The sequence below is a fragment of the Nonomuraea sp. NPDC049269 genome (assembly GCF_043197155.1).
Lineage (GTDB): Bacteria > Actinomycetota > Actinomycetes > Streptosporangiales > Streptosporangiaceae > Nonomuraea.
In genome coordinates, this window is record NZ_JBICSO010000005.1 from 144,208 (window position 1) to 166,483 (window position 22,276).

At 70.4% G+C, this 22,276-nt stretch carries 19 protein-coding genes; 14 read left to right on the top strand and 5 right to left on the bottom strand.

Annotated elements, in window-relative coordinates:
- Nucleotides 1-159: 159 nt before the first annotated feature.
- The 3 genes from ACGFNP_RS28230 to ACGFNP_RS28240 form a co-directional block, all read right to left on the bottom strand.
- Entirely contained in the window at nucleotides 160-3,393 is a 3,234-nt protein-coding gene (locus ACGFNP_RS28230; protein ID WP_393323976.1) for a chromosome partitioning protein ParA, read from the bottom strand.
- Between the two features lie 160 nt (nucleotides 3,394-3,553).
- Complete coding sequence (locus ACGFNP_RS28235) at nucleotides 3,554-4,846, bottom strand: hypothetical protein (RefSeq protein WP_393323978.1); 1,293 nt, start codon at nucleotides 4,844-4,846, stop codon at nucleotides 3,554-3,556.
- A gap of 182 nt (nucleotides 4,847-5,028) precedes the next feature.
- Nucleotides 5,029-6,228 carry a hypothetical protein gene (locus ACGFNP_RS28240; RefSeq protein ID WP_393323981.1) on the bottom strand — a complete coding sequence of 400 codons (1,200 nt, stop codon included), beginning with the start codon at nucleotides 6,226-6,228 and terminating at the stop codon, nucleotides 5,029-5,031.
- Nucleotides 6,229-6,372: 144 nt separating this feature from the next.
- Here ACGFNP_RS28240 and ACGFNP_RS28245 point away from each other — a divergent pair, with 144 nt between their 5' ends.
- The 9 genes from ACGFNP_RS28245 (at nucleotide 6,373) to ACGFNP_RS28285 (ending at nucleotide 16,454) form a co-directional block, all read left to right on the top strand.
- Nucleotides 6,373-8,514, top strand: a complete 2,142-nt coding sequence (locus ACGFNP_RS28245) for a hypothetical protein (RefSeq protein ID WP_393323984.1) — start codon at nucleotides 6,373-6,375, stop codon at nucleotides 8,512-8,514.
- Nucleotides 8,515-8,530: 16 nt separating this feature from the next.
- On the top strand, nucleotides 8,531-9,508 hold the full coding sequence (locus ACGFNP_RS28250; RefSeq protein WP_246653396.1) for a MoxR family ATPase: 978 nt from the start codon (nucleotides 8,531-8,533) through the stop codon (nucleotides 9,506-9,508).
- Nucleotides 9,509-10,588: a DUF58 domain-containing protein gene (locus ACGFNP_RS28255; protein WP_393323987.1), complete on the top strand. Its 1,080-nt coding sequence runs from the start codon at nucleotides 9,509-9,511 to the stop codon at nucleotides 10,586-10,588.
- 359 nt (nucleotides 10,589-10,947) lie between these two features.
- Nucleotides 10,948-12,948: a DUF3488 and transglutaminase-like domain-containing protein gene (locus tag ACGFNP_RS28260; RefSeq protein ID WP_358313313.1), complete on the top strand. Its 2,001-nt coding sequence runs from the start codon at nucleotides 10,948-10,950 to the stop codon at nucleotides 12,946-12,948.
- Nucleotides 12,949-13,037: 89 nt separating this feature from the next.
- Nucleotides 13,038-14,534, top strand: coding sequence for an aromatic/alkene/methane monooxygenase hydroxylase/oxygenase subunit alpha (locus ACGFNP_RS28265; RefSeq protein ID WP_393323990.1), 1,497 nt, complete (start codon nucleotides 13,038-13,040; stop codon nucleotides 14,532-14,534).
- A 10-nt stretch (nucleotides 14,535-14,544) separates the two neighbouring features.
- Nucleotides 14,545-14,796, top strand: a complete 252-nt coding sequence (locus tag ACGFNP_RS28270) for a toluene-4-monooxygenase system B family protein (RefSeq protein WP_358313307.1) — start codon at nucleotides 14,545-14,547, stop codon at nucleotides 14,794-14,796.
- Nucleotides 14,786-15,145, top strand: a complete 360-nt coding sequence (locus tag ACGFNP_RS28275) for a Rieske 2Fe-2S domain-containing protein (protein ID WP_358313304.1) — start codon at nucleotides 14,786-14,788, stop codon at nucleotides 15,143-15,145. The genes ACGFNP_RS28270 and ACGFNP_RS28275 overlap by 11 nt, the downstream gene beginning before the upstream one ends.
- Nucleotides 15,146-15,156: 11 nt before the next feature.
- A complete protein-coding gene (locus ACGFNP_RS28280; RefSeq protein WP_358313301.1) occupies nucleotides 15,157-15,462 on the top strand; it encodes an MmoB/DmpM family protein in 306 nt (101 codons plus the stop codon).
- A gap of 2 nt (nucleotides 15,463-15,464) precedes the next feature.
- Nucleotides 15,465-16,454, top strand: a complete 990-nt coding sequence (locus ACGFNP_RS28285; RefSeq protein ID WP_393323995.1) for an aromatic/alkene monooxygenase hydroxylase subunit beta — start codon at nucleotides 15,465-15,467, stop codon at nucleotides 16,452-16,454.
- 77 nt (nucleotides 16,455-16,531) lie between these two features.
- On the opposite strand, the gene ACGFNP_RS28290 is transcribed toward ACGFNP_RS28285, so the two are convergent.
- The gene (locus ACGFNP_RS28290; RefSeq protein WP_358313295.1) at nucleotides 16,532-16,780 is read right to left on the bottom strand and encodes a hypothetical protein; all 249 of its coding nucleotides are present in this window, start codon (nucleotides 16,778-16,780) and stop codon (nucleotides 16,532-16,534) included.
- A gap of 168 nt (nucleotides 16,781-16,948) precedes the next feature.
- Between ACGFNP_RS28290 and ACGFNP_RS28295 the strand changes: the two genes are divergently transcribed.
- Nucleotides 16,949-17,653, top strand: coding sequence for a DNA glycosylase AlkZ-like family protein (locus tag ACGFNP_RS28295; protein ID WP_393323998.1), 705 nt, complete (start codon nucleotides 16,949-16,951; stop codon nucleotides 17,651-17,653).
- A 19-nt stretch (nucleotides 17,654-17,672) separates the two neighbouring features.
- Here the strand turns inward: ACGFNP_RS28295 and ACGFNP_RS28300 are convergent, their stop codons facing one another.
- Nucleotides 17,673-18,200 (bottom strand): hypothetical protein, encoded by a 528-nt coding sequence (locus ACGFNP_RS28300; protein WP_393324001.1) that lies wholly within the window; start codon nucleotides 18,198-18,200, stop codon nucleotides 17,673-17,675.
- Nucleotides 18,201-18,336: 136 nt separating this feature from the next.
- Between ACGFNP_RS28300 and ACGFNP_RS28305 the strand changes: the two genes are divergently transcribed.
- The 4 genes from ACGFNP_RS28305 to ACGFNP_RS28320 all read left to right on the top strand — a co-directional run bounded on the left by ACGFNP_RS28305 (nucleotide 18,337) and on the right by ACGFNP_RS28320 (nucleotide 22,216).
- Nucleotides 18,337-18,987 carry a TetR/AcrR family transcriptional regulator gene (locus ACGFNP_RS28305; protein WP_393324004.1) on the top strand — a complete coding sequence of 217 codons (651 nt, stop codon included), beginning with the start codon at nucleotides 18,337-18,339 and terminating at the stop codon, nucleotides 18,985-18,987.
- A 279-nt stretch (nucleotides 18,988-19,266) separates the two neighbouring features.
- Complete coding sequence (locus ACGFNP_RS28310) at nucleotides 19,267-19,485, top strand: ferredoxin (protein WP_358313250.1); 219 nt, start codon at nucleotides 19,267-19,269, stop codon at nucleotides 19,483-19,485.
- Nucleotides 19,482-20,885, top strand: a complete 1,404-nt coding sequence (locus tag ACGFNP_RS28315) for an NAD(P)/FAD-dependent oxidoreductase (RefSeq protein WP_393324007.1) — start codon at nucleotides 19,482-19,484, stop codon at nucleotides 20,883-20,885. The genes ACGFNP_RS28310 and ACGFNP_RS28315 overlap by 4 nt, the downstream gene beginning before the upstream one ends.
- A gap of 56 nt (nucleotides 20,886-20,941) precedes the next feature.
- Nucleotides 20,942-22,216, top strand: a complete 1,275-nt coding sequence (locus ACGFNP_RS28320; RefSeq protein WP_358313244.1) for a cytochrome P450 — start codon at nucleotides 20,942-20,944, stop codon at nucleotides 22,214-22,216.
- The last annotated feature ends 60 nt before the right edge of the window (nucleotides 22,217-22,276 follow it).

Below are 22,276 nucleotides of genomic sequence, written 5' to 3' on the forward strand. Positions count from 1 at the left end.
ACCGATCAGACGACGGCCCGCAGCCGTGGAGCACGTCCGCGCTCATGTAGCAGCACCGCAAACACGTGAGTCACGTCCGCGCTCAGATAGCAGCCCCGCACACACGTGGGGCGGGTCGCCGATCACGTAGGCCCCGCACAGGCGAGGCGCTTCCGCCGATCAAACGCTCCTGTCCACATAAGCGGCCAACGCCCGTACCCGCTCCGCGTGCTCGTCGTGTCCGACGATCACCGGCGGCTCGTTGTACGGCATGGCGTCCGACGAACGCCTGAGCTTGATGTACTGCCCACAGGCGTCGATCGCGTACGGCTCCATGTCGTCCTGGAGCGCCCCGATCACCGTGATCCCGTACGTCTCGCCGATCCGGCGGAACAGCGCCACCGCCTCCCGCCGGTGCTCCTTGCCCAGGTTGCGGCCCAGTTCGTCGAGCACCAGGCACAGATGCCCGCCGCCGGACGACGCGATCGCCGCGGCGCACACCAGCTTGACCGCCTTCTCGTCCATGAGCGCGGTGTTGGCCCGCCGGTTGTACGGGACGTAGCCCTGGCCCTCGCCACGCCGCCACTTCGGGGTGACGCGCCATTGCCAGCGCTGTTCGGGGTCCGCGGGCGCCGGTGGCACCGGGAACTCCAGCGTCGCCCCATAACCTCCGTACGACGTGTCGAGCTGCTCGAACTCCTCCGCCACCCGCGTGAGCCTGGACTTGATCGCCGCCGTCAGCGCCGCCCGATGCACGGCCGTCGAGCTGGCCGCCTCCTCCGCGCCCTTGTCGGCGGCGGCCAGGTCGCGCTGCCGCGACACGACCTGCGCCTCGATCTGGCGGCGCTGATGCTTCTCGTACTCCTCCTGCCCGCGCAGATAGGAGGCCAGCGAGCCGCACACCGCCGTGAACGTCGCCTGCTCCCTCGCCGTGCTCCCCCCACGCTCGGACAGCAGGAACCGCAGCTCCTCCGGGATCTCCGCGTCCTCCTCGGGGAACGTGTCCTGCAGCGCCTGTTCGAAATGGCGTTCGGCCATGCGCCACCACTCCTCGGCGGTACGCGATCGTTCGTCCTCGGGCAGCGCCTTCAGCCACTCACGCGCCCCCTCGGCGGTGCCGCCCCAGTCGGCGGTCAGCGCCTCGACCTTGAGCGCCTCCCGCTCGCCGTTCACCCTGGTCTCGTCCTGACGCGACCGGGCCCGCTCGCCCTCGTGCCGCTGCCGCCGCCCCTCCAGGCGTTCGATCTCCATGTCCTTCGTACGGGCCCGGAAGTCGAGCGCGCCCGCCTGCCGCTCGGCCTCCGCCACCGCGGGCGCCAGCTCCTCCAGCGCCGCCGTCAGCTCGCCCAGCCGCGCCCGCCGCCCGGCCAGCTTCGTCTCCAGCTCGGCGAGCCGCACACCCGCTTCGGCCCCCTCCAGCCGCCGCTGACCCTCCGCGACGCCTTCCTCCCCATCTCGTACGGCCTGCGCAGCCGTCTCCTGGATGTCCCTGGCCCGGTTGAGCCGGTGCTCGGCGGCCTTGATCCGCGCCTCCCGGCCGGTCGCCTCCCCGTCGAACGCCCCCACCACGCTCACCCCGGCAGCGCTCACCAGCACCGACCCGGGCAGACCGGCCAGCGCGGCCACCGCGGCCTCAAGCTGACCGGCGTCGACGATCACCGCATGCTCATGCGGCCAACCCCGCAACTCCTCCAGCCCAAGCCCGCTCGCTCCGTTGGCCCCGACCGGTCCGCTCGGCCCAATCGCCCCAAGCTCACTTGCTTCGACCGCTCCTCGGGCGCCCTCGTGAGGCGCTTTACCAGCGGATCCGTTCTCGGGGCCGTGGGCGCGGGCGTAGTCGCGCGCCTGCTCGGCCACGTCCAGCGCGTCCAGGAGGCCGGTCGCCCCGACGCCGGCCGCGGCGAGCGCGTTGAGCTGCGCCGCGGCCGGACCGCCCTCGGCGTCGTCCAGCGCCGCCTGGGCGGAGGCCACCTCGCGATCGGCCACCCCCAGCGCCTTCAGTGCCTCGTTGAGCCGCAGCCGCGCCTCCCGCAGCTCCCGCTCGGCCGTGGGCACATCACGGCCGTCGGCGAACCTGCGCGTCTCCTCCAGCGCCGGAATCAGGCCGCGCAACTCGTCGGCGGAGTTCTCCGCCACGGCCCGGTCGGCATCGAGCTTGGCGGCCCGCGCCTGCATCACGGCCAGCTCCTTGCGCGCCTCCGCCACCCGCCGGTCGAGCGTGTCGTCCTTCAGCGTGGCGATCTCGGCCTTCACCATGGAGATCGCCTCGGCCGCCGCCTCACCCGCGCCCCGGTGCCGTTCGAGCTCGGCCACCAGCAGCTCGTCCTTGGCCGCCGCGTCGTCCAGCTTGCGAGCCTGCCGCCCACGCCAGCAGCGCAGCGCGTCGGCCAGCCGGATCCGCGCTTGATCGCGCCGGTCGAACGTGGTCAGCAACGCCCTCGACTCCGCCTCGAACTCGGCCAGCCGATCACCCGCCTGCGCCGCCCGCACCCGCTTGGCGTGCTCGTCCCTGCGGGCCTCACGCTCCTGCTCAAGCTCGGCGTCGAGCCCGGTGAGGGCCGCGATGGCCTCGAACACGCGCTCCGGCGAGATCTCGTTGAGCGGCTGGGAGAGCAGGTTGGTGGCGACCTTGCTCCGGACCGAGGTCGACAGGAACGACACGCAGCGGATGCGGTCGCCGTACAGCACCTTGGTCAGGTCGCGGGCCACCACGTCGCGGCGCCCGGCGGACTTGGGCAGCGTCGCCCACATCTCGTCGGCGCGCACCACGCGCTCGGCCTCGGATGCCGCGGAGGCCAGGTGTACGCCGTCACGCCAGCGGATCTCCAGGTGGGGGGCCTCCTGGTTGACCTTGAGCCACACGGTGACGGCCCCGCCGGACGTGTCGGGCACGGCGAACAGCTCACCGCTCTCGGGGCCGGACTCCGCGGCTTCCGGCCCCGCGCCGAGTCGGGGAGACCCTGCCCCGGGAGCCGCGGAGCCGGGGGAAACCGAGGCCAGCGCCTCGACGAGGTCGGTCGGCACCGCCTCCGCAGGGGTCGTGGGCTGTTCGGTGGGGTGCGACGGGAGGTCGAAGGAGGCGCCCGGCGGGCCGAAGACGCCGACGATGTAGCCGTGGTCGGCGCTGGCCCACTGGCGGGCGCCGGCGCCGCTGGCCAGTTCGGCGTTGAACAGCAGCTCAGACACCGCCTTGGCGCCCGAGGCGAAACGCCACTGCTCGTCACCCAGCAGCGCCGTGATCGACGCGATGAACGACGACTTGCCCGCACCGTTGGAGTCCTTGGGCCCGGCGCCCGCGACGACGATGAGCGTGCCGGGGACGGTCGGCACCGGATGGGTCGAGAGCCGTGAGATGTTGACCGCCTGCATGGCGATCAGCACCCGGTCCCCGACGACGTTCTCCACCTGCGACACCTGTGACCCCCGTAGCCCTTCCGTTTCACCGCGCCGTCCCCGGCTGGGGTTGGTGCTTGTTGCTTGCATTGCGCCGCCCCTGGTGGGGGCTGACGTTCGTGGCCTGTGCCGCGTCGCCCCCGGCAGGGGCCCACGCTCGTTGCCTGCCAGGTCCGGGCGGCTACCCGGCCGATCTTCGAGCTCGTACGGCCGCGGCCAGCGGGCTGTGCGGTCCGGCCGCCAGGATCAGCTCCTCCTGCAGCCGTCGCCGCGCCGCCGGAGTGAGCCGGTGGAACTGCGGCCCCGGCGCGTAGCCGCCCGCCTCCTCGCCCGCTTTCACCTGCGTCAGCAGCCCGGCGTGTCGCAGCACCCGCAGCGCCGCCTCCAGCTCGCCGATCGGTAGCTGGGTGTGGCGGCGCAGCTCATCGACGGGAGTGGGGTGCGGCGACAGCCAGGTGTCGTCGGGCAGCAGCCCCTCCGCTCGCGGGATCGCCACCGAATGCACCAGCACCAGCGTCAACACCGCCCGCTCACTCTCACCAAGCCCCGACGCGGCCCCTGACCCGACCACAGACTCCGGGGCGAGTTCGTCGCGGTAGACGTCGTCGTAGCCGGAGGTCCATCGCTCGCGGTGCTGGATCAGTGTCCGGCCGCGCCGGGCGAGCATCTCGCCCAGCGTGTGACGGAGCGCGGGGTCGCGGAGCCCGCCGAACCTGGCCTCCAGCACCGGCTCGGCCCCATGCTCCACCGCCATGAACGCCGCCACCAACTCGGCCCGCCGCCGCTCGTCATAACCGCCCAGCAGATCGTCGAACTCCGCCTCGCCCCCCTCGACCCGACCCGCTGCCATCGCGGGATCCGCCGTTCGCATAGGCTCTTCCGCGGCCGCCACCGATGGCTCTTCCGTGCTGGCCGTCACCGGCGGTCTTTCCGCGGCCGCCACCGACAACTGATCTGTGTCGGTCGTCGGCGAGGGTTCTTCCGCGGCTGCAGAAGAGGGCTCTTCTGTGGCGGCTGCCACGATGTCGGCGTCCGCCACCACCTTGAGGTCGCGGTGTTCCGGCACGGGGATGCGCCGGACCAGCTCCTTGAGCTGGGCGTGCGACTCGACCGGCCACAGGGCACAGCGGGGGCCCAGCGAGACCACGCCGTCGGACATGACGATCCACGCCGAGTCGTGCAACCGGCGCAGTGCCCCGACGGCCCAGTTGCGCATCAGGTCGTCGGAGCGGCCGATCAACGCCCGGTAGGTGTCGAGGATCAGCTCTGCCGGTGCCGGAGTGCCCGGCCACGGATCGACGGACAGGTCGCTCCAGCAGCACTTGAGCGTCGCCGCCAGCACCCGCCGGGTCTCGCCCGCGCGCTCGACCGGGACCGGGGGCACCTGGTATTCGTCAAGAAGCGACGGGGTGGCCGAATCGGGCCACACGGGCAGTGCCTGGCCGGTGGAATCGGGCCGCGTGAGCCGTACCATCCCGGGAGGCGCGGCGACACCGGCCCCCAGCCGCAGCGGTCCGCCCGACCGCGCCCGCGCGTGAGCGACCGCGCCGTCGCCCAGCGGGCGACGAGCACCGGCACCCGCCGAAGCGCGGCCCGCATCAACACCGCCCGAAGAGCGGCCCGCATCATCAGACGCCGCAGATTGACGAGTGCCGCTCATGAGATGCGCTCCAGGTAGCCGTGCGACAGCCAGGCCGGTTCTTCCCCTGGCGAGATCGTGAGATCGTCGGCCCACACCAGCCGATAAGGCAGCTCAGGCCGCAGATCGACCGTCGTCAGATCGGCCAGCAGCCGCCGCGCCGACGGCCAGTCGGACCGCAGCACGCCGGCCAGCGCCACCCGCGACGACGACCCCAGCAGCGACTCCGCCACCTCGGTCAGCCGCTCGATCGCCGCGCTCGGTGAGGAGCCGAGTGAGTCTTCCGGGCCTTGGTCGGGAAGGGTGGAGCGCGGGGGAGTGGGCTGGGCCGGGGCAGGGCGGGGCGCCTCGTCGACCGCGCGGGCGATCGCCGCCGGGTCGTGCCAGGGCGCCGGAGCGTCGAACACGAAGCCGTCGAGCACCGCCGCGAGCCGCTCGCGCGAAGCGGTCTGCGAGAACGTGCGCCACGTCTCGGTGGGCAGCAGCGTCAGGTTGCGGGTCGTGCCCGCCGAGTCGGCCAGGCGACCCGCCGCCCGCCGGGAGGCGTCGCTGTAGGCGTAGATGGCCGCCCGCAGGTCGGTGCAGACTCGGTCGAGCACTGGCCAGCGGGTCAGGATCGTGCCGTGCAGGCTCTGTGCCCGGCGGGCGATCTCCTCGGTGCCCCACAGCTTGGGCGCCTGCTCGCGCAGCTCCTCGATCGTGCCGGTGGTGAGCGTGATCAGCTCCAGCGCCCACAGCCGGAACGCCCTGGCCAGGTTGGCGGCGCTCTGCCTGGCCTCTTCCATGGTGGTGCGCGGGTCGGCGACGTTGAGGTCTTCGAGCGCGAGCAGCCGGTGCATCTCGGACTGGCCGCCGTCGTCCATCATCCGTCTGATGAACATCAGCCCGACCACGCTGGTGAACGACGCCCGATAACGCAACTGGTTGGGCTTGGGGAACACCTCGCGGATCGCGCCCAGCCCCTTGAGCACGCGCAGCCGGTTGTCGAACTGGTCGCCGGGGTAGGCACGGCAGGCGAAGCGCATCTGCTCGTGCGTCAGCCACTCCTCGCCCGCCTCCGCGAACGCCGCGAACAGCGTCTCGGTGATGTCGACCAGGGCCGGGTCGTCGACGACCGCGCCGCTGTCGCGGGCCAGCGCCGCGAACATCCGGCGGTAGGTCGACAGCACCGCCTCCTCCGAGAGCGCGGCGTCGAGAGTCAAGAGCTGTTCGGGCACGGGCACTAAGGTACGGCTTCCGACCGACAATCTTGGCCTGACCTGACGCGCTTACCTGCGGGTAGTCAGGGCCGCACGCTAGTGTGCTTCAGGGTAATACGGGGGCAAACGTTAAGTAATCGTACGTACGGGGTGAGTGACGCATTGCGTATCCACGTACTGCGTGGAGACCGCGCTACGGCCGTGATCGCCGGTGTGGTGGCCGCGATCCTGGTAGCCGTGGCGGCCGTCTTCGGCGTGGGCGTCTCCAGCGCCAATCCCAAACTGGCCGACGTCGGCGCCTGGCTCTGGACCAAGGCCCGAGGCAAGATCGTGCACGTCAACGGCCTGTCCGGCGAGGTCGACGGCTATCTGAACAAGAAGTCGGCCACGCAGCTGCGCGTCGTTCAGGACGGCTCGAACGTGCTGCTCGTCGACGACGGCAGCGGCTACGTCAGCCGGATCGAGCCCAGCCAGCTCAGCGTCGCGCAGACCCGTAACTTCGGTACGGCCGGACTTCAGATCGTCGTCTCGGGCGCCGCCGGGTACGCCGTGGATCCGGCGGGCAAGGTTCAGCCGATCGACCCCGCCACGCTCAACTCGGTCGGCGCGCCGCTGTCGCTGCCGGGCCCGCTCGGCTCGGCCCGGATCGACGGCGGCGGGCGGCTCTGGGTGCCGGTGACCGCGAAAGGCGAGGTCGTACCGGTGACCAAGGGCGTCGCCGCGACCGCCCTCAAGGTCGGCGAACCGGGCGAGGAGCTGGCCGTCACGATCGCGGGCGGTCTGCCGGTGATCGTCAACACCCGCGCCGCGACCGCCACGGTCGTCGGCGCCGACGGCGGAGTCGGCGAGATCACACTGCCCAAGGAGGTCGCGCAGGCCGCCAAGGGCGGCGTGCTGGCGCCGGCCTCGACCGAGGGCTCACTGGTGCCGCTGCTCACGCCCGGCGACTCCGGGCTCCTCGTGGTGGTCGACACGGCGTCGAACTCGGTGCTCAACACCAAGTTCGCGGTGAAGGACCCGGCCGCGCTCGGCGTGCCGCAGGTGCTCGGCTCGAAGGTGTACGTCCCGGACCGCAGTACGGGCGGCCTGATCGTGTGGGACAGCGCGGCGGGCGGCCGGCCCACCACGCTCCAGGTGGCTCAGGGGCCCGGTCAGGTCGACGTGTTCGTCAAGGACGGCCTGCTCTGGGCGAACGACGAGGACGGCGACAAGGCCGTCGTCATCGACACCGAAGGTCGCAAGCACGACGTCGACAAGGACGACTCGGACGTACCAGGACCCACCAACACGCCCAAGCCCAAGCAGACCCCGCGGCCCGACCCGACGAACACCGACACCCGGCCCGACCCGACCAGGACGGCGGAACCGACCAGGACGGCCGACCCGCGCCCGACGCAGACGGACGCCCCCGAGCCATCCCACAAGCCCACCAAGACGCCGACACCAACGCCGACACCAACGCCGACACCAACGCCCAGCGCGCCCACCAAACCGGGCGCCGTCAGCGCCAAGTCGGGCCCCGGCCACGTCAGCGTGAACTTCAGCCCGTCCAGCGGCGGCAAGGTCGACCGGTACACGCTCAAGGTGTCCGGCGGCGACGGCAGGACCACGCCGCAGTCGGTGGACGGCGACGGGCCGTTCCAGTTCGAGTTCTCCGGGGGGAGCTGTGACGGCGAGTACACCTTCACGGTCGTCGCCCACTGGTCCGGCGGCGAGGTCGAGTCGGAGCCCAGCGCCGGAGTCAAGCCCTGTGTGGCCCCCGGCAAGCCGGCCAACTTCGCGGCCAAGCCCAAGAACCGCGGCGCCGAGCTGACCTGGGACGCCCCGGCGAACGGCGCCGAAGGCGTCACGTACGTGCTCTCCGGCGCGGCTGCCAATGACAGCATCAAGGGCACGTCGTTCACCGCCGAAGGGCTCAAGAACAACCAGAAGCACGAGTTCACGCTCAAGGCCAAGAACGACGCGGGGGAGAGCCAGGACGCCGCCACGACCGACGTGGACCTGGCCTATCCGAAACAGCAGTACCAGAACGTCAGCAACAACGACACCAACACGCTCATCCGCCCCGGTCCGTCGACCGGCGGCACTGAGACGGGGAAGATCCCGCAGGGGCAGTACATCACGCTGACGGTGATCTGCCAGGTCAAGGGCGCGGCCTACACCGACAGGTCCACCGGCAAGTCCAGCGACATCTGGAACCGGATCGAGTCGTCAGCGGGCAACGGCTACCTCAACGACACACTGGTGGCCACACCGGACGGGGGCGGGTTCCCGGAGGCTCCGCTCTACGAATGCACCGACTGAGATAGGGGAACCTCAGTTGTACAACGAGCAGACGCAGCAACCGCAACAGCTGGCGGCACAGTTCGCCCAGCGCTTCCAGATGCTGGCCCAGAACATCGAGCGCATCATCCGCGGCAAGCACGAAGCCATCGAGCTGGCCCTGATCTGCCTGTTCGCCGAGGGTCACCTGCTGATCGAGGACGTGCCCGGCACCGGCAAGACCACGCTGGCCAGGTCCATCGCGGCTAGTGTCGACGCCGAGTGGCGGCGCATCCAGTTCACGCCCGACCTGCTGCCCAGCGACATCACCGGCGTGTCCATCTTCAATCAGGCGCACCAGAAGTTCGAGTTCCACCAGGGCCCGGTGTTCGCCAACATCGTGCTCGCCGACGAGATCAACCGCGCCTCGCCGAAGACGCAGTCCGCGCTGCTGGAGGTCATGGAGGAGCGCCGGGTCACGGTCGACGCCGAGCCGCACCCCGTACCCAGGCCGTTCCTGGTGGTCGCCACGCAGAACCCGGTCGACATGGACGGCACGTACCCGCTGCCGGAGGCGCAGCTCGACCGGTTCCTCATGCAGATCTCCGTCGGCTATCCCGACCACGTGTCGGAGGTCGAGGTGCTCAAGGGCATGCCCACCGGACCACAGGTCGAACGGCTGCCCGTGGTGGCCCGCGCGTCGGACGTGGCCGGGATGATCGACTTCGCCACCCGCATCCACGTCGCCGACCCCGTCTACGACTACATCGTCGCCCTCTGCGCCGCCACGCGCACCAACCCCAACCTGCGGCTCGGCGCCTCCCCGCGCGGCAGCCTCGCGCTGCTGCGGGCCGCCCGCGTCAAGGCCGCGGCCGCCGGACGCCACTATGTCGTGCCGGAGGACGTCAAGGCCCTGGCCGTCCCGGTGATCGCGCACCGGCTGATCCTCACCCCCGAGGCCGAACTACGCGAGGTCACCGCGGCGAACGTGCTCGGCGAGCTCCTCGCCGGGATGCCGGTGCCGCAGGCGGCCTAGGTGCTGACACCGCTGGGCTGGGGCACGCTCGCCGGTTCGGCGATCCTGTACGCGGCGGGGTTCGGGCTCGGCTACCCCGAACCCGTCGTGCTGGCCACCGGCGGGCTGCTCGCGCTCACCGCCGCCCTCGCCTGGACCGCCCCCAGCCCGAAGCTGGAGGTGCACCGCGAGGTCACGCCGCTCAAGGTGGCGCGCGGTGACGCGGCCGTCGCGGTCCTTCACGTACGCAATCTCGGCCGCCGGGGCCTGTCGGGGCTGCGCGCGCAGGACCGGATCGGTACGGCCGAGCACACGGTCGACCTGCCCCGCCTGCCCAGACGCGCCGCCAGGACGGTGTCGTACCCGCTGCCCACCGGCGTGCGCGGCGAGATCCCCGTCGGCCCGCTCCAGCTCGTCCGCGCCGACCCGCTCGGCCTCACCCGCAGGATCAGGCAGTACGGCCAGGCGGCCACGCTCCTGGTCCGCCCCCGCACGGTCGCGCTGCCGGTGCCCCCATCGGGCCGGGCCCACCACCTGGAGGGCCCCACCAGCGACAACGCGCCCAGCGGCACGGTCACCTTCCACACCCTGCGCGAGTACGTCGTCGGCGACGACCTGCGCCACGTCCACTGGAAGTCCAGCGCGCGCACCGGCACGCTCATGGTGCGCCAGCTCATCGACGCCAGCCTGCCCACCACGACGGTCGTCCTCGACACCCGCGACCTCACCGAACTGGCCGTGGACGCCGCCGCCTCGGCCGCCGTCGCCGCCGCCAGGTCCGGCTTCCCGGTGCGGGTGCTCACAGGCGAGGGCCCTCTCGCTGAGACCAAGTCCGATCCCGAGCTCGTGCTGGACCGCCTCGCCCTTGTCGGGTCCGCCGGTACGGCCGGCATCGGTGAGGCGGTGCGACTGGCCCGGGGCGGCTCGCTGGTCGTGGTCACCGGAGACCCCGCCGAGGCCGCTCGGGCTTCGGGGGCACGGCGGCGGTTCGACCGGATCATCTGCGTGTATCTCGGCACAGGTCCGCTCAGCGCCCCCGGCGTGACGGTCGTCCCCATCGCGGAACTGGCCACGCTACCGCTGGCCTGGGGCACACGATGAAGCGCCGCCGAGCAGAGCCCGGCGACGGTCCTCAGCCGGGCCCTGGCCCGACCCCTGCCTCCCCACCTCCGCCGCCTCTGCCGCTGCCTTCGATGCCGGCGCCGCCTTCATCGGCCGCGCCTTGGACGCCCGCGTCAATGGCGCCCCCGTCGGCCATGCCGCCCATGCCCGCAGCACCCACGATGGCGTCATCTCCGATGGGGCCCCCGCCGATGGGTCTCCCGTCGGCGACGCCACCGACGCCACCGACGTCGGCGCAGTCCCGGATGCCCGTACCCCCGCGGACCGCTGCCTCTCCGGCCGGTGGGGCACGACGTGACGGTGGCCCCGTATGGCGGCGGCTCGCGGGGTTGGTCGTCGTGGCCGCCGTCACCGGGGTCGGTGGGTGGGGGTTCCATCGGGTCTTTCCCGGCACCGAACTGCTTCTGGCCGTCGTGCCGGCCGCGACCGTGCCCGCCGTCGTGGCCGCGCTCATCTGGCGGCGGCCCCTCTGGCTGGCGCTGGTGCTCAACCTGGTCCTGTGGTTCGCGGGGACCGTACCGCTGTACAAGGGCGTCGCCCCCGGCCTGCTCGCGGACCTGGCCGACTCGTGGCGGGCGCTGCTCACCACGCTCCTCCCCGCCCAGCCGGAGCCGCGGCTGCTCATCCTCGTGCACACGCTCGTCTGGGCCGCCGCCGTGGTCGCCGCCGAGACACTGACCCGCACCAGGACCCGCCTCAACGCCGCGCTGCCCGCGCTCGTCGTGTACGGGGTGGCGCTCCTGTTCGGCGTGGACGGCGAAGGCTCGAACCTGCCCTTGGCCGCGGCGATCGTGGTGCTCATGGCGGCCCTGGCTCTGATCCGGGACGACCGCTCGCCGCTGTGGCTGCTCGCGGGCATCCCGGCCGCCGCCGCGCTGGCCGCCGTCGCCCTGGTCGCCGGGCCGCTGCTGCCCATCGCCGCCGAGCCGTACAACCCGAGGGACGACGCCGAGCTCCCACCCCCGATGCGCGTCGACAGCGTCAGCCCGCTCGATCGCGTGTCGGCCTGGCTGCAGCTCCCCGACCGGGACCTGTTCACCGTCAAGGCGGCCAAGCCGCTCAACTGGCGGCTGGCCGTACTCGATCGCTATGACGGCGTCCGCTGGACGTCCGGCGCCCGCTTCCAGCCGACGGGCGGCCGGGTGCCCGCGGGGGACTGGACGGGCAAGGCGCAGACCGTACGCCAGACGATCACGTTCAGCGGCCTGCCCGGCACGTGGCTGCCCGGCGCGGAACGTCCCGTCGAGGTCGACGGCGTGCGCGGGCTGGCGGTGGATCCGGGGAGCGGGGCGCTGCTGGCCGCGAGCAGGCCGGACAAGGGGTTCACGTACGAGGTGACGTCGCGGGTGGCGGAGCCGTCCAAGGCCGACCTGCTCGCGGCCACGCCGGTCGGTGATCCCGCGCTGACCGCGTTCCCGGCCGGGCCTCAGGAGGCGCTGTTCCGCAAGCTCGCCCAGCAGGCCACCAAGGGCGCGGACGTGCCGATCAAGCAGGCGTACCGGCTGCAGAACTACCTGCGCACCAACGCCACGTACGACGTCACCGCGCCGCCGGGGCACTCGCTCAAGGGCCTGGAGTTCTTCCTGGAGACCACGCACAGGGGGACGTCGGAACAGTTCGCGTCGACGTTCGCGCTCATGGCCAGGACGCTCGGGCTGCCGTCGAGGGTGGTGGTCGGGTTCCGGCCGGGGCAGGCGTCCGGCGGGGTTTATCACGTTAAATCGGGCCACGTCATGGCGTGGGCGGAGATCAAGTTCGACCGGCTCGGCTGGCGGCCGTTCTACCCCACGCCCGGCCGTGGCGGCGCGAAGGACGACCACGACGTGGTGTCCTCCGCGATCAAGGAGAGCGAGGAGTTGGAGGGCGAGTTCACCCAGGGCACCGTGAACAAGCCGAAGCCCGGCCAGAAGACAACGGAGGGGGACAAGCCCTCCGCTGGGCCGACGCTGTGGGTGATCGTCCCGGCGGTGGGTGCAGGGATCCTGGTGGTGTACGCGGGCACGGCGATGGTGCTGCCGTGGTGGCGCAGGCGGGCGCGCAGGAGAGTGGCGGGTGCGGAGCGGCGCGTGCTCGGCGCCTGGTGGCAGACCTGCGACGACCTCGGCCTGAAGGGGGAGCGGGCACTGACCGCCGAGGACGTGGTGGCCCGGCATCCCGCCGACATATCCGCCCATCTCCGGCCACTCGCCGATATTTCCAACTTCGTCCGCTACGCCCCCGACGCTGTCGCCCACGAGGCCGCCGACGCGGCCTGGCGCCACAGCGACGCCGTCCGCCAGGCCGTACGCGTCAGAACGCCCCTAAAAACCCGCCTCCGCAAGCGACTGCTCCTGCGCTGACAAATCAGCGTCATTTGACCCAAGCGCGATTCCGTGACATTGAAGAGTCTGGGACTGTCACTCCTTCGGGGAATCGAAAAGGGGCAGTGATGCCGAAGCTCTCACGTAGCGACTGGTATGACCTATCGCGCGACACCAATTGGACCTTCCGCTATGTCACCGAAGAAGAGGTCTTCCCGGAGGAGTTATCCGGCTCCCATCGGGTTTCCGGTGAGGCATGGACGCGGTGGGACGAACCGTACAAGATCAGCTACCGCGAGTACGTCCACAACCAGGTCACCAAAGACACCGCCACTTACTCGCTGAAGAACGCGATCAGCCGCTCCAAGCTGTTCGACCAACTGGATCCCGGCTGGAAGTCGGTGATTCTCGCGCACTACGGGGCCATCACGATGCCGGAGTACCTGGCCGCCATCGGAGAGGCGCGCATGGCGCGTTTCGGCAGGTCGGCGGCCTGGCGCAACACGGCGACCTTCGGCGCGCTGGACGAGATGCGGCACGGCCAGATCCAGGCGTTCTTCCCGTACGGGCTGCTGGACAAGGAGCCGCGCGCGGACTGGGCGTTGAAGGCGTTCCACACGAACAACTGGGTGGTGCTCGCCGTCCGGCATCTTTTCGACGACATGTTCGTCGCCAACGACGCGGTCTCCATCGCGCTGCAACTTACCTTCACCCTGGAGACGGGCTTCACGAACCTGCAGTTCCTCGGCATGGCGGCCGATGCGATGGATGTCGGCGACCTGGAATTCGGGGCGCTGATCTCCAGTATCCAGACCGATGAGGCGCGCCATTCCCAGCAGGGCGAGCCGACCATCAAGGTGCTCATCGACAACGGGCACAAGGAATGGGGACAGTTTCTGATCGACCACATGTTCTGGCGTTCCTGGAGAGCGTTCGCGGTGCTCACGGGGCTGTCGATGGATTACTACACGCCGCTGGAAAGCCGCCGGATGTCGTTCAAGGAATTCATCGAGGACTGGGTCGTCAAGCAGTTCGCCGAGCAGTTCCGCGACTTCGGCCTGGACTATCCCTGGTACTGGGACCAGTTCATCGACGAACTCACCTGGTACCACCACGCCATCCACCTCGGTGTCTGGAACTACCGGCCCACCGTGTGGTGGAACCCGGACGCGGGTGTCTCCGCCGCGGAACGCGAATGGCTGGAGGAGAAGTACCCGGGCTGGAACAGCACGTTCGGCCGCAACTGGGACGTCATCCAGGACAACCTGCGCAGCGGGAACACCGCGGCGACCTTCCCCCAGACGCTGCCGATCACCTGCAACCTCTGCCAGATCCCGATCGTCCGCGCGGCGGGCGTCATGGCGGGCGCGCTCGACTCGGCCGCCCCGCTGCGGCACACCCACAACGGCCGGACGTACCTGTTCTGCTCGGAGCCGTGCAAGTGGATCTTCACCCGACGGCCGGAACGGTTCGCCGGGCACAAGTCGCTCATCGACCGCTTCCTGGCCGGCGACATCGTTCCGCCCGATCTGGCCGGAGCGCTCGCCTACATGGGCCTGTCCGAGGCCGAGCAGGGCCGCGACGCCACCGACTACGCCTGGGCGTTCGGCCCGGCCGCCGAATGAGGGGGATCTGATGGCGTTGCTACCGCTGAGCGCGAATTTCGAGAACGACGTCTTCGCGATGCTCGTCCCCGTCGACGATCAGGACACGGCGCGGGTCGTCGGCCAGAAGATCGCCGAGCTCGCGGTCGGCCACCGGGTGGCGGCCAGGTCGGCCCCGATCCGCGTTCGCCATGAGGGCCGCGTGCTGCCGCCCGAGCAGCGCATCGGCGAGGCGGGGGTGGGGCCGCTCGATCACGTGGAGGCGTTCTTCGATGAATCCTGAGGAGCTGTCCTGGACGGGCGTCTGCACCCTCGACGAGCTGTGGGAGGGCGACATCGCCGAGGTCACGGTGGGGGAGGACCAGGTGCTGCTGGCCCATCTGCCGGGCGGCGAGTTACGGGCCTACCAGGGGATGTGCCCGCATTCGGAGTTCCCGCTGGCGGAAGGCGAGTTCGACGGCGAGGTGCTCACCTGCTCGGGCCACGGGTGGGAGTTCGATCTGACGACCGGCCAGGGGAACAACCCGGACACCTGCCGGCTGTACACCTTCCCGGTCCGCCTGGACGGCGAGCGGATCTACGTAGCCGTGCCGGCCGACGGCAGGCGCCACCACAACCGATGCCGGGGATGAGGAGCACCGTCGTGGCCGATGACCGCGAACAACTGGTGGGACCCGTGGCCAGGGGATTCGATCCCGAGGTCGTGGAGGCGCTGGTGACCGCGCTGGAGAAGGACAATCCAGACAAGGAACTCCGCGTCGAGGACCACGGCGGCTACGTCCGCATCCACGCTCCCCACCTGCTGCGCCTGACCCGCGCCAGCCTGGAGGAAGCCGCGGGGCACCCCTTCCCGCTGGCAGGACTCGAACCCGCGATCGCGAGCTTCGCGGGCCGCATGCGCTACATCGGTGACGACGAACTCGTCTGGTACCTGACCAGGGAGGATTGACCATGGCCACGACCCGGCGGCGTACCTGGAGCCTGTTCGACGGCGAACGCCGCAGACCCACCGAGTACGACATCGTCACCCGTGGCTTCCACTACCACTTCGGCCGCCGACCGGCCCCGTTCGACCTCGACCCCGGCAGCGCGATCAACCAGTGGTACCTGCGGCACCGGGAGGGATCGCCCCTGCAGGCCCCCGGCTGGGAGGGTTTCCGCGACCCCGCGCAGCTCAACTACCGGCGCTACATCGCGCTGCAGCACGAACGCGAGATCTATGCCGAGGGCGTCGTCGACAGCTTCGAGGCCGACGACCACGACGCCCGCCTCGACCCCGCCTGGGTCGCCGTACTCGGCCGCCTGTACCTACCGGCCCGTTTCGCCTTCCACGTCCTGCAGATCACCAGCGAGTACGTCGGCCAGCTCGCCCCGAGCACCGCCATCATGAACGCGGCACTGTTCCAGGGCGCCGACGAACTACGCGCGCTGCAATGGATCGCCTACCGGGCCAAGTCGCTGTCACTCACCCACGGAGCCGCACTCGCCGACGGGAAGACGGCCCGCGCCCTCTGGGAGGACGACCCGGCCTGGCAGCCCGCCCGGGAGACCCTGGAGCGGCTCCTGCTCGCCTACGACTGGGGCGAGGCGTTCACCGCGCTCAACCTCGTCGTCAAACCCGCCTTGGACACCCTGCTCAAGCAGTGCTTCGCCGATCTCGCCCTGGCCAACGGCGACGGCCTGACCACGCGACTCCTGCGCGACTCCGGGGCCGACACCGCCCGCAGCCAGGACTGGAGCTCGGCGCTGACCCAGTACGCCATCGCCGCCCGCCCGGAGAACCTGAAAACCCTCACCGAATGGGAGGACACCTGGCGACCCCGTGCGATGGCCGCCGTCGAGGGCCTGGCCACACCGTTCACCACAGCCCCGAACCCCGCCGACCCCGGCGAGGTGGTGACCGCCGTCAGCGCGGCGGTCGACCGATTCCGCGCGCGCTGAGGCTTGTCGAGCAAGGTTTGCGGGTGCTGCTCGATCCGTCATGGGGACGACGGCAGCACCCGTATCGGAAGAACGCCTCAGTTCACGTACGCCCACAGGTCGTAGGTGTAGAACATCGGGTTCTCGGGCTGGTGGGTGCTGCACCACCAGGTCTGCCAGCGTCCGGTCTCCTGGCCCGATCGGCCGAAGCTGATGCAGACGTCATAGGGCAGGTTGGTGTAGACGACTTGGAGCGTGGACGAGGCGTGCGCTGGCGTGCTCGTGACCAGGGCGGGCGCCAGGGCGGTGACCGCGAGAAGCGACAAGGCGGTGATTCGGCGACGCACCAGTTCTCTCCTCAGGAAGAGCCGGAAATCGCGAAGAGCGATCACCGTGAATTGGACGACAAGGACCGCACCGCCGCAAGATCCGCCCCCTCCCGGCCCCGACGACCAGCGTGAACACGATGAAAGGTTCATCCCGGAGGAGTTCGGCGTTCCGGGAAGATCGAGGGCATGAGAAGCGTCGACACGAACACCACCCGCCGCCTCCACCAGGAGGGTGTGACGGGCGACGACCTGCTCCCCCTGATCGACCGCGCCCTCGCGGGCCAGGGCCCACTCACCAAGGCCGAGCTGGCGGAACGGCTGGCGGGAAGGGCGAGCGGCCAGGGCATCGTGCACCTCGTCGCCCTGGCCGCCCACCACGGCCTGGCCGTGCTCGGCCCTGCACGCGGCGGCAAGCCCACGTACGTGCACGCCGCCGACTGGCTCGGCGCCCCCGTCGTCCCCGAACCGGACAGGGACCGCGCGCTGGCGGAACTGGCCCACCGCTACCGTCGCGCCCACCACCCGTCGACCCCCGAGGACCTGGCCGCCTGGTCGGGCCTGTCCCTGGGCGCCGCCCGCACCGCCTGGTCCCTCGCCGGACCGCCCGCGGGCGTCGATCTTTCCGCGTCCACCCAGCTCGTACGCCTGGCACCCGCCTTCGACGAATACCTGCTGGGCTGGAAGAGCCGGGACCCCATCCTGCCCGCCGAACACTCCCGCAAGGTGTTCCCCGGCGGCGGGATCCTCCGCCCTGTCGTGCTCGTCGACGGGATGATCGCCGGGGTGTGGGGGCGGAAGGGGAGCGAGGTGACGGTGTCCCCGTTCGGCGAGCCGGCGCCGGGGCCGCAACTCGACGCCGAGATCGCGGACGTCCGACGGTTCCTCGGCTGAGCGTGGACCAATCCGTCGCTCATGCCCGCAGTGCAGGACCGGCCACGTCCGCGTAGCGGATGATCTGGGCCGCCAGGACCACCACTGCGGCCAGCGCGGCGGCCGAGCCGAGCAGGACCATGGGAGTGTGTGGGCCCAGCAGCCAAAGCAGGGTGAGAGCGGTCAGCGAGGGCACGCAGAACGCAGCCAGGTCCACCGCCAGTTGTAGCCGCTTGCGAGAGGGGCGAAGTGGATCCTCGCGGTGGTATTTCTCCCACGTGAACAGGTCGATGTCATTGGAGCCGTCGTCGACGAGGCCGGCCAAGCGCGGTCCCAGATGGCCGCGAACGTACCGCCCAATGGCGGTGATCTTGTGATCGTTGGTGACGTAGCCCCAGCCCAGCACCGTGGCGGCCAGCGGTAGCAGCAACAGCAACTCCAGCCGGCCCACGGTCGCGGTGACAGTGCTGATACCGGCGACCGCCGTGAGCGTGGCGTACAGCAACTGGCCGCGCACGCCGATGCGCTGCCGCTCCTCCGCCTTCAGGGCGTCGTATTCATTCAGCATTGCTGATGATTTCGTCATTTATGAAAAGTATCGTCAGTCGTGTAACGATTCGCCAAAGCAGTAGTGAGGATTCCGTCACTCTTGACGGATCCCACTACAGTGAAGGGCGCACCACAGCCCGACAGGAGACAGACAGATGGCCGACGCCGCACCGAGCCGCCTGGACCGGCGTAAGGCGCGCACCCGCGCCGCGCTCATCCACGCGGCCCAGACCTTCATCGCCGACGGCAACACCACCATGGCGATACTGGACCTCACCCAGGCCGCCGACGTCGGCATGGGCTCGTTCTACAACCACTTCTCCAGCAAGGACGAACTCTTGCGAGCCGCCGTGGACGACGCCCTCGACCGCCACGGCGCAGCACTGGACGAACTGACCCGCGACATGAACGACCCCGCCGAAGTCTTCGCCTACAGCTTCCGGCTCACCGGCCGCCTGCACCGCCGCAACCCCCAGCTCAGCAAGGTCCTGCTCAACACCGGCCTCACCATCACCACCTCCCAGCACGGCATCGCCCCACGCGTCCGACGCGACATCCACGCCGCCATCCAAACCGGCCGCTTCACCATCAACGACCCCGAACTCGCCTTCGTCATCGCCACAGGCACCGCACTATGCCTCGGCCAACTCCTGCACACCCAACCCGACCGCGACGACACCCACGCCACCGACCAGATCACCGAAGACCTCCTACGCACCTTCGGCATCCCCACCGACGAAGCCCACGAAATCTGCCAACGCCCCCTCCCCGACCTCGACCGGCTTCTCCCCGACGCCACCGTGTAGCAGTCCGGTTCCACCGTCACCGCGCACGCCGCCCGTGTCGGCCGGAACGCCCGGCATGGAGCATGTTTTCACTGGTAGTGGTTGTGGTGATGAAACCCGGGAGCGGAAAATCGTCTTGTGGGGGGTCGGCCGGGGCACACCTCCGTGCCGACGTCACCTGACGCTCACTGGCAATGATGGGGGGCTGTCCAGCTGGGTCACCTGGCGGAAGGCTGGGTGACCGCGTAGCCGAATGACCGCTTCGATGGTCGGGCAAGCGAAGACGGAAGGGGGCGGCCCATGCGTATTGTCGTGGACCTGAACCGGTGCCAGGGATACGCACAATGCGTGTATCTGGCCCACGAGATCTTCAAGCTGAACGGTGCGGAGGCGCTTACCTACGAGCCGAACCCCGACGACGCGCGGCGCCTGCAGGTTCAGCGAGCGGCCGCGGCCTGCCCGGTGCGAGCGATCATGATTGACCGCTTGGACGGTGCGGAGCGGGGTGCGCCGTCATGACCATGTCGGCAACGCTCGCCGAGTTGGTGCGCGACTTCAAGGCCAACGGCCGGATCGTCATCGTCGGTGCCTCCCTGGCGGGACTGCGGGCCGCCGAAGCCTTGCGTGAGGAGGGCTTCAGCGGGTCTTTGACCATCATCGGAGACGAGCCGTACGAGCCCTACGACCGTCCCCCGCTGTCCAAACAGGTGCTCAAGGGCTGGGTGCCGGCTGACCACACTCTGCTGCCCCGCTTTCGAGAACTGGACGCGCAGTGGCGGCTCGGCGTGGCCGCCACCGGATTGGACCGGGCCACCAGGCAGGTGCGCCTGGCCGACGGCGACCAGGTCCCGTACCACCGGTTGCTGATCGCCACGGGCACCCGCGCGCGGCAGTGGCCCAACCCGGCCGAAGCCGCCCTGGAGGGGGTGTTCTCGCTGCGCTCGCGTGATGACGCCGCACGGTTGCGACAGGCGCTGGCCGAGCGGCCATCGCGGGTGCTGGTCATCGGCGGTGGGTTCATCGGCTCGGAGGCGGCCTCCGTCTGCCGGGAACTCGACATCCCGGTGACCCTCACCGAGCGGGGCTCGGCCCCCCTGGTGGGCGCGCTGGGCGGGGTGATCGGCGAGATCGCCGCGGAGATGCAGCGCGACCACGGCGTGGACCTGCGCTGCGGGGTTGGCGTGTCGTCGCTGGAGGGCGACGCGGGCGGACATGTACGGCGTGCTCGGCTCTCGGACGGGGCCACCATCGAGGCCGACGTGGTGCTGGCCGCGCTGGGGTCGATCCGTAACGTGGAATGGCTGGAAGGCTCCGGGCTGGCGGCCGGCTTCTGGGGTGTCGGCTGCGACGCCGGTGGTCGCGCTTTCGACATCAACGGCGTGGTGACCGACACCGTCTACGTGGCGGGGGACGTGGCGCGTGCGCCCCACGTGCTGTACGAGTACCAGTTTCTCGCGATGGAGCACTGGGACAATGCCGTCTTCGGTGCCGAGGTCGCGGCCCACAACATGGTGAACCTCGAGCCCGACTACCGCCCGAATCTGTTGCTGCCCGGCTTCTGGTCCGGTCAGTTCGGCGTCAACATCAAGTCCGTCGGCGTACCACCGTTCGGCGACGAGATCGTCTTCACGCAGGGATCCGTGAAGGAGCGCTGCTTTGCCGCCGCCTACGGTCGCCGGGGACGCGTCGTCGCCGCCGTCAGCTTCGATCATGGGAAGTGGCTGGAGTACTACGCGCGGCTGATCGAGCAATCGGCTCCGTTCCCGCCCCCGCCGCCGGGCTGGGATCGGCCGGACGTCATGAAGCCGGTCCCGGCGGAGTTCCCGGCACCGGGTGCCCCGACGGCGATACCCGACGTTGTCCTGACCGGCCACGACCCGAGCGGGCGGAGCGCCGAGTTCCGGCCTCGAGGCCACTGACGCGCCTTTCATGATCGCGGATAACCCGGTCGGCAAGCAGGAAGGAGAGGGACAGCATGGGCGAGGAAACACCCTGGCAGCAGGCGCTCCGCTACGCCAACCGCGCCAATCCGTACCCCTTCTACGCCGAGCTCCGCAAGACCCCGGTGGCCCGGCAGCCGGATGGCATCTACGTCGTCAGCACCTACCGAGAGATCGTCGCGCTTCTCCACGATCCCCGGGTCAGCTCGGATGTCAGGAAGATCCCCGCGCCCGCCCATGCCCCAGCGGCGGGCGCGGCGGAGCCGGGGGCCGAGCCGATCACGGAAGCCGTCATCAATCTGGAGCCGAACATCATCACCTGCGACCCGCCCGAACACGATCGGGATCGCCGCATGATGACGCGGCACTTCTTCGGTCCGCCCCATTCCCCTCACCTGATCTCTGACCTGGAGCCCGATATCCGGCGCATCGTCGCCGACCTCCTGGACAGGATGCGGGGCAAGACCCGGATCGACGTCGTGGACGAGTTCGCCTACCCCCTGCCGGTAGCCCTGATCTGCAAGGTCCTGGGTGTGCCGCTGGAAGACGAACGGCGCTTCCACGCCTGGATCGAGACGGCCCTGGACGCTCTGGATTTCGGTCCGGAGGCGGCCTCCGAGGAGATGCGGCGCCGGCTGGAGGGCGGGCGCCGGAGCGTGAAGGAGTTCGAGCAGTTCCTGGCCGGGCTGCTCGACCAGTACGCCAAGCAGCCCGGCCCGGGCATGCTCTCGGCGATGGTTCACGACGACGGCCCGGACGGGCGCATGTCCGAGGGCGTACTCGCCAGCAATGCCGTGCTCCTGCTCTTCGCCGGGCATGAAACCACGGTCAATCTGATCGCCCACAGCGTGCTCACCCTGCTGAGGCACCCTGAGGCGCTCGAGGAGCTGCGCCGCCGCCCCGACCTGATCGTGCCCGCGGTCGAAGAGTTGCTGCGGTTCGAGTCGTCGGTCCAGTTCTGGCACACCCGCTCGGCCGTCGAGGACATCGAGATCGCGGGCACCACCATCCCGAAGGGCGCGCCGATCTTCCTGGTGTACGGCTCGGCGAACCGCGACCCGGAACGGTTCGCCCACCCTGACCAGCTCGATCTCGAACGCCCCGACAACCAGCACCTCGGCTTCAGCCAGGGCATCCACTTCTGCTTCGGCGCTCCGCTCGCCCGGCTCGAGGTCCAGGCCGCGGTCGGGGAGTTCGTCCGCCGGGTGGAGAATCCACGGCTCGTCGTCGACCCGCCGCCATACCGCCACAACCAGATCTTCCGCGGTCCGCGGCACGTCCTGGTCGACATCGACGGGATCCGCGACTGACCTGCCTTGCGGACGGCTGCTCAGGCGGCCCGGGTGCTCGGCCACCTGACTGGTCGAGCA